This is a genomic window from Arthrobacter sp. 'calajunan', from assembly GCF_046940185.1.
Classification (GTDB): domain Bacteria; phylum Actinomycetota; class Actinomycetes; order Actinomycetales; family Micrococcaceae; genus Glutamicibacter; species Glutamicibacter soli.
Map to the genome: position 1 here is coordinate 176,529 of NZ_JBKZDY010000005.1, position 14,012 is coordinate 190,540.

A 14,012-nucleotide genomic window follows, 5' to 3' on the forward strand; every position below is an offset into this window, starting at 1 on the left:
TTGGTTTGCGGTTCATTGCACCCGTCCCAGGCTCTGGGCCGCGTGGAGGTCGTAGAGGGCTTCCTCGTAGGAACGGATCATCTGGTCCCGGGAGAACTGGGCGGCACGCTGCAGCACGTCGGTGCGGCGCAAGCCCACTGCCTGGCGGATAGCGTTCGCGAGTCCTGCCTCGTCCGCCGTGCACGCCACGACCCCACCGGACGCTCCGATCAGCTCGGCCATCGCACCGTTCGGAGTCGCCGCTACCGGGGTGCCGCAGGCCATGGCCTCCAGTGTTGTCAGGCCGAAGGGCTCCTCCCACAGCGGCGACGAGATGAAGACCTGAGCGGAGGCGATGACCTCCCTCAGTTGGTCCTGGCCGAGGTGTCCCATGTAGCGGACCTTGTCATCCAAGGACGGGCGGATGAGCGATTCGTAGTACTCGGGGTCCTGGATGGGTCCGGCAAGGCGCAGCCGCAGGCCATTGGCCCGGGCAGCAGCGATGGCCAGATGGGTACCTTTCTCAGGCGTGATGCGACCAGTCCATGCCGCGGTGCCGGGGACTATGCGGTCCTTCCTGCCCGGCTCCCATCTGCGCAGGTCAATGCCGTTCGGGATTACGGCCAGATCAGGGATCCATGCTCTCCAGGCGCGTGCGTTACTGTGCGACACAGTGGCATAGCGATGGCCGTGGGGCCGCTCGGGGCGGGTGGCCAATACCGCAGTGATGCGCGGCAAGGGAGGAGTATGGAGCAGATGCAACGTGGGGATCCCGTCTAGCTGCTCATGGGGAATGGGGCTCAGGGAATTATTGATCACCACATCAAAGGCTCCAGCACGGACAGCTGAAATCGCCGAGGACATGGCCCCGTCGAGCCGCCGGTGCTGTTCGTCCCGATGGTCCTCGTCCGGATAGCCCCGCACCTGGTAATCCGCCGGAAGCACCGCCTGCACGCGGCCGCGTGAATTGCGTCCGAAGTGCGCACTGCCTGCCTTGGCGAATAGCGTCACCTCGTGGCCCCGAGCGCACAGGTCGGCCACCACATGGGAAGTATGCGCTTCCATCCCGCCCGCGAACGGAGGCCTTATCGGATGGTGCAGGTGGGCAAGCACCGCGATCCGCAATGGATCCATCGAGGGCCGCGTTTCGAAACGTTCGTACATTGAGGCCTTCCAGGGGGCTAGCGACGAGTGATGGTTATCAACCGCACCGTAACCCTTTGGAAGCGAACCGCACCGTGGGTTGAGTGAATTTCACAGCTGGCACCGAGATTCACCCCGTGCCCGCGAAGCCGATCCAGGGTTTTCCCGGAGATCTCGCGAGTCCTCGAATAGTTTTCTGAAGAGCCGTCCTGGCGTTCCCAGGCCTCCTGGACGTAGCTGGGTCTTGGCGTCCATGTCCAGTCCGGCAGTTGCGCCGCCTTTCCACGCTCACCGAAGGGTCGGTCTGCCCCAGCTGCCGGACGTGCCCAGAAATCGGGCAATCTATCTGGCAATCCGGACACGAAAACGGCCGCCCCTATGGGACGGCCGAATTCGGAAAGGCTACGCCGGGTGGGAGACCTGGAGCGGTAGTTGCGCGGTACCGGGCGCCAAGTTCACCACCTGGAAATACTCCCCCGGACCGGTGATGGTCCAGCCCGCTGCGCGCCAGGCCTGGCGGTCCAGCACATTACGTCCATCGATCAGCGCTCGGGTGGACACCACCTCTCCCAGTTCCGTTGGATCCAGATCCCGGAACTCCTGCCATTCGGTGAGCAGCAGCACGATATCGGTGTCCTTGGCGGCTTCCTGCCAGGAGTCCACGTAGTGCAGGCGCGGAAAGCGTCCGGCGGCGTTCTTGTTGCCCTGCGGGTCGTAGACCGAGACGTCGGCGCCGGCGTTGTACAGGCGCACGGCGATGTCCAAGGCCGGTGAATCGCGCACGTCGTCGCTGTCCGGCTTGAAGGTCACGCCCAGCACGCAGATGTGCTTACCCGCCAGCTCGTTGCCCAGCATGCTGGATGCCAGAGACACCACGCGGTCGCGGCGGCGCAGGTTGATCTGGTCCACTTCGGCGAGGAAGCCCATGGTGTGGCTCAGGCCGAGCTCGGAGACGCGCGCCTGCAGCGCGCGGATATCCTTGGGCAGGCAGCCGCCACCGAAGCCCACGCCGGCATTCAGGAACCGGCGCCCGATGCGGCTGTCGTGGCCGATGGCATCGGCCAGGGTCTTGATGTCCCCGCCCACGGTTTCGGTCACTTCCGCGAAGGCGTTGATGAAGGAGATCTTGGTGGCGAGAAATGCGTTGGCGGCGACCTTGACCAGTTCGGCGGTCTCGAGGTCCGTCACGATCTCGGGGGTGCCCAGCTCCAGGATCGGGGCATAGACCTCGCGGATCTTGCGCAGTCCGAATCCGTGAGGTTCCGTGTCGCTCAGGCCGTAGACCAGACGGTCGGGAGTCAAGGTGTCCTTGACTGCGAAGCCCTCGCGGAGAAACTCGGGGTTCCATGCCAGGGTGATCTCGCTGCCGGGCAATGCGTTGGCCGCGATGCGCTCCGTCAGGCGGCGTGCCGTGCCGACGGGGACCGTGGATTTGCCGACGATCAGCGCCTGACCGGTGATGTGCTCCAGCAGGCTGTCCACCGCCCCGTCAACGTAGCTCATGTCCGCTGACTGGGAATCGGCGCGCTGCGGTGTTCCCACGGTGATGAAGTGGATGTCCGCAGCGGCCGCGGCCTCAGCGTAGGAATCGGTAAAGCGCAGCCGGCCGCTGGCCACATGCTTGCGCAGCAGCTCCGGAAGGCCCGGTTCATGGAAGGGGAGGATCCCGGCGGCCAGGGCCGTGAGCTTGGACGCGTCGACGTCGAGGCCGATGACTTCATATCCAAGTTCAGCCATGCAGGCCGCGTGGGTGGCTCCCAGATAACCGGTACCGATAACGCTGATGCGTAGAGTCACGACTCCCCTTCTTTCGTCCATGGCTCAAAGCCAGGCGGGGCCTGGCATTGAATTCTCTTTTCAGCATGCCACATCCCCGTAGCGTGTGCCCTTGGGGCACACGCTACGGGGACGTGAGAATTTACTGCAGATTTACTTGGGGCTTGGCCAAATCAGCCGAGTATTAACCGAGTGACAGGTGTTCGGAAACCGAAGCTGCCAGTGCCTCAGCTTCGGCCTGCGCCTGCTCATGTGTGGCGGCCTCGACCATTACGCGGACTACCGGCTCGGTACCCGAGGGACGAAGCAGCACACGGCCGGTGGAGCCCAGTCGGGCTTCGGCGGCTTCGATGTCCAGCTGCAGCGGCTCGCAGTCCGGCACTCCGGCCTTGTCCACGCCGCGCACGTTGATGAGCACCTGCGGCAGCACGGTCAGCACCGAGGCGAGTTCCTTCAGGGACTTGCCAGTGGCCTTGATGCGGGCCGCGATGTTCAGGCCGGTCAGCACGCCGTCACCGGTGGTGGCGTACTTGCTGAAGATCACGTGGCCGGACTGCTCGCCGCCCAGCGAGTAGTCGCCTTCCTGCATGCCTTCCAGCACGTAGCGGTCGCCCACGCCGGTCTGCTTCACGGTGATGCCTGCGGCCTCCATGGCCAGCTTCAGGCCGAGGTTGCTCATCACTGTGGCGACCAGGGTGTCGTCTTTCAGCTCGCCGCGTTCCTTGAGCGCAATGGCCATGATGGCCATGATCTGGTCGCCGTCGACAATGGTGCCTTCGTGGTCCACTGCCAGGCAGCGGTCCGCGTCGCCGTCGTGGGCGATGCCCAGGTCTGCGTTGTTTTCCAGCACGGCGGCCTGCAGCTTCTCCAGGTGGGTGGAGCCGTAGCCGTCGTTGATGTTGATGCCGTCCGGCTCTGCGCCGATCACGATAACCTGGGCGCCAGCAGCCTTAAAAACCTCCGGCGAGCAACCGGACGCTGCGCCGTGGGCGCAGTCCAGGACTACCTTCAGGCCGTCCAGGCGGTTAGGCAGGGACTGCAGCAGATGGACGATGTAGCGGTCCTCGGCGTCGGCGAAGCGCGAGACACGTCCGACTTCGCCGCCGACAGGACGCGGCTTGGGCATCTTCAGACACGCCTCGATAGCGTCTTCCAGGGAGTCGTCGAGCTTCTTGCCGCCACGGGCCAGGAACTTGATGCCGTTGTCCGGAGCGGCGTTGTGGGATGCGGAGATCATCACGCCGAAGTCTGCGTCCAGGTCGCCGACCAGGAAGGCGGCGGCCGGGGTGGGAAGCGTGCCTGCGTCCTTGACGTCGACGCCGGAGGCGGCCAGACCCGCTTCGATTGCGGCAGAGAGGAAGTCGCCGCTGATACGCGGATCCTTCGCTACCACAGCGACTGGTTTGTGCCCGTCCTCAGGCTGGCTCAAACCCAAAACCACCGAAGCCGCCTGCGCGAGTTCCATCGCCAGCTCGGGGGTTAACAATTCGTTTGCTTTTCCTCGGACCCCATCGGTCCCAAATAACCTTGCCATCGTTATCAATCATAAGCCCTGCGCTTCGATTTACCGGTCTTGCAAGGTGCCCTGGCAGACACCAATTGCGAAGAATTGGCGCAATGAGGCACTGTTCACCTGTTGCTTAAAGGCCAACGGCCCCACAATCCCCGAAGGGTTGTGGAGCCGTTGGATAAACCTCGAAGTAAGGTTTAGCGCTTCGAGAACTGCGAAGCCTTGCGGGCCTTCTTCAGACCAGCCTTCTTGCGCTCGATGACACGTGCGTCGCGGGTCAGGTAACCGGCCTTCTTCAGGGTTGGGCGGTTAGCGTCGCGGTCGATCTCGTTCAGTGCACGGGCGATGCCCAGGCGCAGTGCGCCAGCCTGACCGGAAATGCCGCCGCCGTGGATGCGGGCGATAACGTCGTATGCGCCTTCCAGACCCAGAACCTTGAAAGGCTCGTTGACATCCTGCTGGTGCAGCTTGTTCGGGAAGAAGTCGTCCAGTTCGCGACCGTTGACGGTCCACTTGCCGGAGCCTGGAATCAGGCGGACGCGGGCGATAGCCTGCTTGCGACGGCCAACTGCTCCACCTGGAACGGTCAGCGGAGCACGCTCGGTCTCGGCCACAACGGTCGAGGCAGCGGTCTCGGTGGTGTAAGACGAAGGGGTCTCGCCTTCGAATTCAGTGGTTTCTTCAGCGTTCTGAGCCACGATAATCTCCTATTAAGTGTTTGTTGTCGGGGCCAGGACTACTGAGCGACCTGGGTGATTTCCAGTGCCTTTGGAGCCTGAGCAGCGTGTGGGTGCTCGGCGCCGCGGTAAACCTTCAGCTTGGACATCTGAACAGCAGACAGCTTGTTCTTAGGGATCATGCCGCGAACGGCCTTCTCAACAGCCAGCACTGGGTTCTTTTCCAGCAGGTCGGCGTAGTTCATGCTCTTCAGGCCGCCCGGGAAGCCCGAGTGGCGGTAAGCGCGCTTGTTCTGCAGCTTCTTGCCGGTCAGAGCAACCTTTTCGGCGTTGATGATGATGACGTGATCGCCCATGTCCATGTGTGGAGCATAGGTTGGCTTATGCTTGCCGCGCAGCAGGGTTGCGGTCTGAACGGCGAGGCGGCCGAGCACTACATCGGTGGCGTCGATGACGTACCACTGACGAGTCTGATCAGCCGGCTTTGGGGTGTACGTACGCACAGTAATTGCCTTACGTTGATTCGTTTCTGGTCAAACAGTCGCTTGGCCGAAGGCGGTGAGATCCCCCGGTGACGAGCACTGTCGTGTTGTTCTTGTGTTTGGACCAGTACGTCAGGTGAGGACTGATATAGACCGGCCGTCCAGAGATGTTCGCGCGCCCAGCAGACCAGCGACTATGCAACTAAGCCGTCACGCTTGGGCGTGTAGTGTCGAACGTGGACATACACAACTCATAAGAGTTTATCTGATTAAAGCCTTTCCGGCCAAAAATGTTCAGTGCGGGTGAGTAAGAACACCCTTAATCGACGCGGCTTTCGGGGCTTTGGCTCACTGCTGCGCCCGGAGTATCCACGTCGTGGTCTTCGCGTTTGGCACGGGTCTGCAGCGCCCGCGCAGCCAACTGGTCGGCGTTCGGGTAGTAGACCTCTTCAAGCACCAGCGCCCGGGGGTGGGCCAGCTTGGTTTTTGAATCGCGGACCATCTCTTCGAGACGGCTTGCCAAGAAGCCCGGTTGCTCCCGCCCATCGCCTACCATCATGGCAGCGCCGATCAGGGCCCTGACCATGTTGTGGCAGAAGGCGTCTGCCTTAAGGTGGGCGAGGATGACTCCGTCCTCGGTACGGGTGAAACTGAATTCCTGCAGCGTGCGGATGGTTGTCGCATCGGGGCGGGGTTTGCAGTAGGTCAGGAAGTCGTGGCGTCCCAGCACGGTCTGCGCCTCGCGGTTCATCGCTTCGACATCCAACGGTTCGCGATGCCAGGTCGTCAGGTGGCGGGTCAGCGGATCCCAGCGCTCGATACCATCGGCAATCCGGTAGGAATAGCGGCGGGCCAGCGCGGAGAACCGGGCGTCGAAGCCTTCCGGGGCAACTTCGGCCTCATGCACCCACACGGCACCATCCTGGCGACCCAGAATGCCATTGATGCGGCGCACCAGCGCAGGTCCAGGGGCCAAGGGAGAGCGGCGCGGCAGGCCGTCGAATTCTTCCTGTGTCAGGTCCAGGTGGACCACCTGGCGCCGGGCATGCACCCCTGCGTCGGTACGGCCGGCCACCACCACGCGAACACGCCGGCGAATCAGCGTCTCAAGCGCTTCTTCAACAAGCTGCTGCACGCCGGTGACATTGGGCTGGCGAGCCCACCCGTTGTAGGCGGCCCCGTCATATCCGAGGACCATGCGCATCCGGATCCACGCCGGGGTGCGGGTCTCCCCCACGGCCACGGTTCCCAGCGGATCAAAGATTTCAGACTGCGCACTCATGAATACCATTATGCGCAGTGGCTTTTCATCTCACCGAATTCGGTGGCTGGTTTCACAGACCAGACGTGCCTCAGTGGCATCGAATTAGCCATTCTGTAGACTACAGCGTAATTCGTACATTCAACGGCGAAACAACAGACCAGTCCACTTACCCCACAAGGATCAGCATGTTCAGAAAATTCGCCGCCGCAACTGCCCTCTTCTGTTTAGGGCTCACCGCTCTGACGGGATGTAGCGGGAAGCTCTCCACGGAAGAAACTTGCGACTACCTCAACCAGCAAATCAAGGAGCGTGAGATCAATATGAAGTTCGAAACAGGTGACATCAAGCTGGCAAAAGGCGAGACAGGAGACTATGAATCGGCGCTTGAGGAGTTCGATGCAATGCTAAAGGACACGGCCGGCAAGACCGGAGACAAGCAGTTGCAAGAATCCTTGATATCCGCAGCAGGCCAAAGCACTTCAGCCTTGAAGATTCTGGCTGACGATAGCTCAGACTTCAAAGCCCAAATGGAAAGTATCAGCGAGCTGAATACAGCGTCCCAGCAACAGAACACGGAGTATCTGGGCACCGCATGCCCTAATCTGGACTCAGTCGGTTGATACGCTAGCCGGATTCCAGGCCTGCAGCTGGCACCATGCGAACGACGCAGAAATACTGGCATCATTCATGCATGCTTTGCCCTGAACCTCGAAGCAAAAATCCCCGGAATACCGATCAGGTATTCCGGGGATTTTTGACGCTTCAAGCGCCGAAGATGCTAAGCGCTAGGGCTTAGGCCTCTTCGGTAGCTTCAGCAGCCTTCTCGGTAGCCTTGGTGGCTTCCTTGACGACAGCCTGCTTTGGCGAAACTGGCTCCATCACGAGCTCGATAACAGCCATAGGAGCGTTGTCGCCCTTGCGGTTACCGATCTTGGTGATGCGGGTGTAGCCACCGTTGCGGTCAGCCATGGCTGGTGCGATGTTCTCGAACAGTTCGTGAACGATCGACTTGTTGGTGCGCGAACGCGAAGCGATCACGGACTGGACGCGACGACGCGAAGCGAGGTCTCCGCGCTTTGCGAAGGTGATCAGGCGCTCTGCGTGTGGACGCAGACGCTTGGCGCGGGTCAGGGTGGTGGTGATCTTCTTGTTCTCGAAGAGCTGTGCCGACATGTTAGCGAAGATCAGTCGCTCATGTGCTGCACTGCCGCCGAGACGCGGACCCTTGGTGGGGGTAGGCATTGTGGTTCTCCTAGATGAATAACCCGTTCCGTACGATTAGGCCGTATGGACGGATGAAGTAGTGTGTCGCGAGACTCAGGTCTTTACAGACCCTCGTCGTAGTCGTCGCCATCATCGATGGCGCTACGAGCGGCCAGATCGAAGCCTGGAGGGGAATCCTTCAGGGCCAGACCCAGTTCAACAAGCTTGGCCTTGACTTCGTCAATGGACTTCGCACCGAAGTTACGGATATCCATCAGGTCAGCCTCGGAGCGAGTGACAAGTTCACCCACAGAGTGGATGCCCTCACGCTTCAAGCAGTTGTACGAACGAACGGTGAGTTCCAGATCCTCAATCGGCAGTGCCATGTCGGCAGCCAGGGCTGCGTCGGTTGGCGATGGGCCGATTTCGATACCCTCGGCTGCAGTGTTCAGTTCGCGGAACAAACCGAACAGTTCAACCAGGGTGGTTCCTGCGGATGCAACTGCATCGCGCGGGGTGATCGATTCCTTGGTCTCCACGTCGACGATCAAGCGATCGAAGTCGGTGCGCTGCTCAACACGGGTAGCCTCCACGCGGAAGGTCACCTTCAGCACCGGGGAGTAGATCGAATCCACAGGGATACGACCGATCTCGCCATCAGCGCTCTTGTTCTGCGAGGCAGACACGTAACCGCGGCCGCGCTCAATGGTCAGTTCCATGTCGAACTTGCCATTGGCGTTTAGGGTCGCGATGTGCAGATCAGGGTTGTGGAACTCCACACCGGCTGGCGGGGTGATGTCCGCTGCGGTGACGACGCCTGGTCCCTGCTTGCGCAGGTAGGCGACGACTGGCTCGTCGTGCTCGGAAGACACGGATAGGTTCTTGATGTTCAGAACCAGTTCGGTGACGTCTTCCTTGACACCGGCTACGGTGGTGAACTCGTGCAGCACGCCGTCGATACGAATGCTGGTGACGGATGCACCAGGAATCGAGGACAGCAGGGTGCGGCGGAGCGAGTTACCAAGGGTGTAACCAAAGCCTGGCTCCAGCGGTTCGATAACGAAACGGGAGCGGTTTTCGGCAACTACTTCTTCGGTCAGGGTTGGGCGCTGCGTAATGAGCACTTACATTTCCTTTCAGCGAGCGTCCGCTATATGACGCCTCACGGGGGTGGAAACGACGGTAGCCTGAGGTGGCCGTTCGTCTTTTTGCAGGCTTATAAGTCCAAGATAGTCACCGGAGCACTCAGATGAATGCTTCGGTGACTTCTCAGGCTTAGCCTAGCGAATCAATTAGACGCGGCGACGCTTCGATGGGCGGCAACCGTTGTGTGCGCTTGGGGAAACATCCTGGATGGATCCAACCTCAAGGCCAGCAGCCTGCAGCGAACGGATCGCGGTTTCGCGTCCCGAGCCCGGGCCCTTGACGAAAACGTCAACCTTGCGCATGCCGTGCTCCTGCGCACGCTTGGCAGCGGCTTCAGCAGCCATCTGGGCAGCGTACGGGGTCGACTTACGCGAGCCCTTCATGCCTACCTCGCCGGCCGAAGCCCACGAGATCACAGCGCCAGTCGGATCGGTGATCGAAACGATGGTGTTGTTGAAGGTGCTCTTGATATGCGCCTGTCCCTGGGCGATATTCTTTTTGTCCTTGCGACGCGGCTTACGTACCGCTCCACGAGTCTTTGGGGGCATTTCTTCTCCTACGAAAAAGGTTTTTGAACTAGACCGCTAAGATTTAGCGAGTCTTCTTCTTACCGGCTACGGTGCGCTTCGGGCCCTTGCGGGTACGAGCGTTGGTCTTGGTGCGCTGACCGCGGACCGGCAGGCCCTTACGGTGACGAAGACCTTCGTAGGATCCGATTTCAACCTTGCGGCGGATGTCAGCCTGAACCTCGCGGCGCAGGTCACCTTCCACCTTGTAGGTGCCTTCGATGAAGTCACGAAGCTGAACGAGCTCAGCGTCGGTGAGATCCTTCACGCGGGTATCCGGGGAGATCCCGGTTGCTGCGATGGTCTCTTCTGCACGGGTCTTGCCCACGCCGTAGATGTAAGTCAGCGCGATGATTACGCGCTTCTCGCGTGGGATGTCCACGCCTGCTAAACGAGCCAAGTGGCTACCTTTCAACCAACGGAGGTCTGGAGCAGCACCTTCCGCGAGTGTCCTCGCGGCCCCGGCCTCCGAATCCGGGGGTGTACGGCAACCTGGGTTGCCGCGGTACTGCCTATATGACTACGCGTGGGAAATCCCGAAAAACGGAATTAGCCCTGACGCTGCTTGTGGCGTGGGTTCTCGCAGATCACCATGACGCGACCATTGCGGCGAATCACCTTGCACTTGTCGCAGATCGGCTTCACGCTAGGGTTAACCTTCAAGGGTTTACTCCTCTTGCGGTTGCAGTTAAATGTGGAGCAGTAAAAAGCTTATCCAAGAACATTGCTCTAGCGGGCGCTTTGCGATGAATCGCACAACGTCCGCCAGGAAAGTCCAAGAGTGCTGTTTACTTGTAGCGGTAAACGATACGGCCTCGGTTGAGGTCGTATGGGCTCATTTCAACCTGCACTCGGTCCTCTGGGAGGATTCGAATGTAGTGCTGACGCATCTTACCCGAGATAGTGGCGAGCACCACGTGTCCATTCGGCAGCTCCACGCGGAACATCGCGTTCGGCAGCGCTTCGGTCACAGTGCCCTCTACCTGGATGACACCTTCCTTCTTGCCCATTTTCCCCGCTAACTTTGGTTGCCTTGGTTTCCCTCGGCAAGTAATTGGTTCTGGTTCGCGACCGGTGCAACCCCAACCTAAGGTTTTGGGCGCACTTAAATAACGAACCAACAGACAACACTACGCCATCACCACGGCCTTCGCCAATTCGGACCGTGTTTTAAACTGTTAGATCCAGCACTCCGCGTGGATGCGGAGTGCTGGATCTTCAGTGGACAGGTACCCTATGGGCGGATTGGCGACGGGGTCACGCCGAACGGCGCCAGGCCGGCCTCTCCCCCGTCATGGGCCGAGAGTACCCAGACGCCGCCCATGGTGAAGGCGACGGTGTGCTCCCACTGCGAGGCGTTGGACTTGTCGTTGGTGACCACCGTCCAGTCGTCCTCAAGCACCGAGGTCTCGATGCCGCCGCGCACCAGCATCGGCTCGATGGCTAGGGCCATGCCCGGCTTGATGCGCGGACCACGGTGGCCGGAGTTGTAGTTCAGCACGTCCGGAGCCATGTGCATCTCGGAGCCGATGCCGTGGCCGCAGTAGTCTTCCAAGATGCCCAGCTCGTCGCCCGGCTGGCTGGTCACGAAGTCGTCGATGGCGGTGCCGATCTGGCCGATGAAGCGGGCCTTGGCCGCGGCGGCGATGCCTGCCCACATGGCCTGCTCGGTGATGTCGCTCAGGCGCTGGTCTGCCGGGTCGATGTTCTTGCCCACCAGCACGGTGCGCGCCGAGTCCGAGTGCCAGCCGTCCACAATGGCGCCGCCGTCGATCTTCAGCACGTCACCGTCCTTCAGCTCGTAGTCCGACGGGAAGCCGTGCACGACCTCGTGGTTGACCGAGGCGCAGATATTGGCCGGGAACCCGTGGTAGCCGAGGAAGTTGCTGGTGGCTCCGTGGCGCTCCAGCACCTTGGCGAAGACCTTGTCGACGGCGGCGGTGGTGATGCCTGGGCGTGCCATGGCGACGGCCTCATCCAGCGCCTCGGCCAGCACCAGGCCGGCTTCGCGCATCTTCAGGATTTCCGAGTTGGATTTGTACTCAATTCGCGGCTGTCCAAGTGCCAAGGTAACTCCCCTAGGTGTTCACGGGTTGCTCGCCGCCGGCGGTTGCCGGCGTTGGCGCGAGCCTTCAGTCTGTAAAATCACGCAGGGACCGTGCCGCTCGCCCGTAGGCTTGCCGTGCACGGTCCCTGCGCGTGAGAACGCTTGCGCTTAGGCGTTGACGTTCAATGCGGCCATGACGCGGTCGGTGACCTCGTCGATGGCGCCGATGCCGTCGACCTTGCGCACGATGCCACGTTCTTCGTAGCGGTCGACCACGATCTTGGTCTCTGCGTTGTACAGGCCCAGGCGGTGGCGGATGACCTCTTCGGTGTCGTCCGCGCGGCCTTCGATCTCTGCACGCTTCAGCAGCCGGGCAACCAGCTCGTCGTCGTCGGCGGTCAGCTGCAGCACTGCATCCAGGGCGATGCCCTTGGCTTCCAGCATTGCATCCAGCGCGTCGACCTGTGCGCTGGTGCGCGGGTAGCCGTCCAGCAGGAAGCCGGTGGCCACATCGTCCTGGTTCAGGCGGTCTTCGACCATGTTGTTGGTGACCGAATCAGGTACAAAGTCGCCATTGTCGATGTACTTGCTGGCTTCGATACCCAGCGGGGTGCCGCCCTTGACGTTCGCGCGGAAGATGTCGCCGGTGGAGATCGCGGGGATCTCCAGGCGCTCGGAGATCTTCACGGCCTGGGTTCCTTTACCGGCGCCCGGCGGTCCAATGATAAGCAGTCGACTCATCGCAGTAGCCCTTCGTAGTTTCGTTGCTGCATTTGAGCATTGATTTGTTTGACGGTCTCAAGACCAACACCAACCATGATGATGATCGAGGTGCCGCCGAATGGGAAACTCTGATCTGCGTTGATCAACACGAAGGCAATCAATGGAATCAACGCGACGAATGCCAAGTACAGCGAACCCGGGAACGTGATCCGCGAGATCACGTACTGCAGGTACTCGGCGGTCGGACGGCCGGCCCGGATGCCCGGGATGAAGCCGCCGTACTTCTTCATGTTGTCCGCCACCTCAACCGGGTTGAAGGTGATGGCTACGTAGAAGTAGGTGAAGCCGATGGTCAGCAAGGTGTACACCAGCATGTACCACGGCGAGGAGGTCGAGGAGTGCGTCTGCAGCCACAGCGCCCAGTCCGGCAGCGTGCCGTCCGGGTTCTGGTTGAACTGCACGATCATCTGCGGCAGGGCCAGGATCGAGCTGGCGAAGATCACCGGGATCACGTTAGCCATGTTCAGCTTAAGCGGGATGTAAGTGGAGGTCCCGCCCACGGTGCGCCGACCGATGGTCCGCTTGGCGTACTGCACCGGCACGCGGCGCTGGGACTGTTCCACGAACACAACCAGGCCGATGATGACCAGGCCGATGGCGATGACGCCGACGAAGGTCAGCCAGCCCTGGGTCTGCAGGATCGCGCCCATGGAGGCTGGGAAGCCCGAAGCGATCGAGGTGAAGATCAGGATCGACATGCCGTTGCCGATGCCGCGTTCGGTGATCAGCTCGCCCATCCACATGATCAGGCCGGTGCCTGCCGTGAGTGTGATGATCATCAGCAAGATGACGATCAGGCTGTCGTCCGGCACCAGCGGGAGGCTGCAGCTCGGGAACAGGTTGCCTGTGCGGGCCAAGGTCACCAAGGTGGTGCCCTGCAGCAGCGCCAAGGCGATGGTGAGGTAACGCGTGTACTGGGTCAGCTTGCCCTGGCCGGCCTGGCCTTCCTTGTGCAGGGTCTCGAAGTGCGGGATGACCACACGCAGCAGCTGCACGATGATGGCCGCCGTAATGTACGGCATGATGCCCATCGCGAAGATCGAAACCTGCAACAGGGCGCCGCCACTGAACAGATTCACAAATGAATAAAGTCCACCGGTGGTTTCACCCATTGCCAGACACTGCTGAACGTTGCTGTAATCAATACCCGGGGTCGGGATGAATACGCCGACACGGTAGATCGCGAGGATCCCCAGCGTGAACAGCAACTTGTTGCGCAGATCAGGCGTCCGAAAAACTCGGGCTATGGCGCTGAACAAGCGTCCTCCTGAAGTATGTTCCTGAGTCGTTGAGCCAGATACGACTACGACCTAATGATTCTAGCTGTCCTAGGTAGCTCCGCGCCAAATACGAGACACGGAAAATGCCCGGAATTTTCTCATTTGTAATAAGAACAGCCAGATCACCGAAGCTATTTCCGGCGATCAGCCGAAAAT

Annotated in this window: 15 protein-coding genes and 1 pseudogene; 1 reads left to right on the forward strand and 15 read right to left on the reverse strand. The window is 61.0% G+C overall.

What is annotated here, in order from left to right; translation table 11 throughout:
• Nucleotides 1–12 precede the first annotated feature (12 nt).
• The 6 genes from RF641_RS09945 to truA all read right to left on the reverse strand — a co-directional run bounded on the left by RF641_RS09945 (nucleotide 13) and on the right by truA (nucleotide 6,849).
• Entirely contained in the window at nucleotides 13–1,143 is a 1,131-nt protein-coding gene (locus RF641_RS09945; RefSeq protein ID WP_052772432.1) for a glycosyltransferase, read from the reverse strand.
• Nucleotides 1,144–1,524: 381 nt separating this feature from the next.
• On the reverse strand, nucleotides 1,525–2,940 hold the full coding sequence (locus tag RF641_RS09950; protein WP_424573099.1) for a UDP-glucose dehydrogenase family protein: 1,416 nt from the start codon (nucleotides 2,938–2,940) through the stop codon (nucleotides 1,525–1,527).
• 142 nt (nucleotides 2,941–3,082) lie between these two features.
• Nucleotides 3,083–4,432: a phosphoglucosamine mutase gene (glmM, locus tag RF641_RS09955; protein WP_053798524.1), complete on the reverse strand. Its 1,350-nt coding sequence runs from the start codon at nucleotides 4,430–4,432 to the stop codon at nucleotides 3,083–3,085.
• Between the two features lie 173 nt (nucleotides 4,433–4,605).
• Nucleotides 4,606–5,106 carry a 30S ribosomal protein S9 gene (rpsI, locus tag RF641_RS09960; protein WP_047119652.1) on the reverse strand — a complete coding sequence of 167 codons (501 nt, stop codon included), beginning with the start codon at nucleotides 5,104–5,106 and terminating at the stop codon, nucleotides 4,606–4,608.
• A 38-nt stretch (nucleotides 5,107–5,144) separates the two neighbouring features.
• Nucleotides 5,145–5,588, reverse strand: a complete 444-nt coding sequence (rplM, locus tag RF641_RS09965; RefSeq protein ID WP_047119653.1) for a 50S ribosomal protein L13 — start codon at nucleotides 5,586–5,588, stop codon at nucleotides 5,145–5,147.
• Between the two features lie 298 nt (nucleotides 5,589–5,886).
• Nucleotides 5,887–6,849: a tRNA pseudouridine(38-40) synthase TruA gene (gene truA, locus RF641_RS09970; protein WP_424573100.1), complete on the reverse strand. Its 963-nt coding sequence runs from the start codon at nucleotides 6,847–6,849 to the stop codon at nucleotides 5,887–5,889.
• A gap of 167 nt (nucleotides 6,850–7,016) precedes the next feature.
• Here truA and RF641_RS09975 point away from each other — a divergent pair, with 167 nt between their 5' ends.
• A complete protein-coding gene (locus RF641_RS09975; RefSeq protein ID WP_424573101.1) occupies nucleotides 7,017–7,451 on the forward strand; it encodes a hypothetical protein in 435 nt (144 codons plus the stop codon).
• A gap of 175 nt (nucleotides 7,452–7,626) precedes the next feature.
• Here RF641_RS09975 and rplQ read toward each other — a convergent pair.
• The 9 genes and pseudogenes from rplQ to secY all read right to left on the reverse strand — a co-directional run.
• Nucleotides 7,627–8,073: pseudogene (gene rplQ / locus RF641_RS09980) on the reverse strand (50S ribosomal protein L17); the annotation flags it as partial.
• 83 nt (nucleotides 8,074–8,156) lie between these two features.
• Entirely contained in the window at nucleotides 8,157–9,158 is a 1,002-nt protein-coding gene (locus tag RF641_RS09985) for a DNA-directed RNA polymerase subunit alpha (protein ID WP_047119656.1), read from the reverse strand.
• Between the two features lie 168 nt (nucleotides 9,159–9,326).
• A complete protein-coding gene (gene rpsK / locus RF641_RS09990) occupies nucleotides 9,327–9,728 on the reverse strand; it encodes a 30S ribosomal protein S11 (protein ID WP_022874114.1) in 402 nt (133 codons plus the stop codon).
• A gap of 43 nt (nucleotides 9,729–9,771) precedes the next feature.
• A complete protein-coding gene (gene rpsM / locus RF641_RS09995) occupies nucleotides 9,772–10,146 on the reverse strand; it encodes a 30S ribosomal protein S13 (RefSeq protein ID WP_047119657.1) in 375 nt (124 codons plus the stop codon).
• Nucleotides 10,147–10,295: 149 nt separating this feature from the next.
• Nucleotides 10,296–10,409 carry a 50S ribosomal protein L36 gene (gene rpmJ / locus RF641_RS10000; protein ID WP_071894985.1) on the reverse strand — a complete coding sequence of 38 codons (114 nt, stop codon included), beginning with the start codon at nucleotides 10,407–10,409 and terminating at the stop codon, nucleotides 10,296–10,298.
• A 125-nt stretch (nucleotides 10,410–10,534) separates the two neighbouring features.
• A complete protein-coding gene (infA, locus tag RF641_RS10005) occupies nucleotides 10,535–10,756 on the reverse strand; it encodes a translation initiation factor IF-1 (RefSeq protein WP_047119658.1) in 222 nt (73 codons plus the stop codon).
• 224 nt (nucleotides 10,757–10,980) lie between these two features.
• Entirely contained in the window at nucleotides 10,981–11,814 is an 834-nt protein-coding gene (gene map, locus RF641_RS10010) for a type I methionyl aminopeptidase (protein ID WP_047119659.1), read from the reverse strand.
• Nucleotides 11,815–11,961: 147 nt separating this feature from the next.
• On the reverse strand, nucleotides 11,962–12,534 hold the full coding sequence (locus RF641_RS10015; RefSeq protein WP_047119660.1) for an adenylate kinase: 573 nt from the start codon (nucleotides 12,532–12,534) through the stop codon (nucleotides 11,962–11,964).
• Entirely contained in the window at nucleotides 12,531–13,835 is a 1,305-nt protein-coding gene (gene secY, locus RF641_RS10020) for a preprotein translocase subunit SecY (protein WP_047119661.1), read from the reverse strand. The genes RF641_RS10015 and secY overlap by 4 nt, the downstream gene beginning before the upstream one ends.
• Nucleotides 13,836–14,012 lie beyond the last annotated feature (177 nt).

Excerpts from the sequence above, each read along its gene's own strand:
- RF641_RS09945 (WP_052772432.1), bottom strand. The coding sequence starts at position 1,143 with ATGTACGAACGTTTCGAAACGCGGCCCTCGATGGATCCATTGCGGATC.
- RF641_RS09950 (WP_424573099.1), bottom strand. The coding sequence starts at position 2,940 with ATGGACGAAAGAAGGGGAGTCGTGACTCTACGCATCAGCGTTATCGGT.
- glmM (WP_053798524.1), bottom strand. The coding sequence starts at position 4,432 with ATGGCAAGGTTATTTGGGACCGATGGGGTCCGAGGAAAAGCAAACGAA.
- truA (WP_424573100.1), bottom strand. The coding sequence starts at position 6,849 with ATGAGTGCGCAGTCTGAAATCTTTGATCCGCTGGGAACCGTGGCCGTG.
- RF641_RS09975 (WP_424573101.1), top strand. The coding sequence starts at position 7,017 with ATGTTCAGAAAATTCGCCGCCGCAACTGCCCTCTTCTGTTTAGGGCTC.
- rpsK (WP_022874114.1), bottom strand. The coding sequence starts at position 9,728 with ATGCCCCCAAAGACTCGTGGAGCGGTACGTAAGCCGCGTCGCAAGGAC.
- infA (WP_047119658.1), bottom strand. The coding sequence starts at position 10,756 with ATGGGCAAGAAGGAAGGTGTCATCCAGGTAGAGGGCACTGTGACCGAA.
- RF641_RS10015 (WP_047119660.1), bottom strand. The coding sequence starts at position 12,534 with ATGAGTCGACTGCTTATCATTGGACCGCCGGGCGCCGGTAAAGGAACC.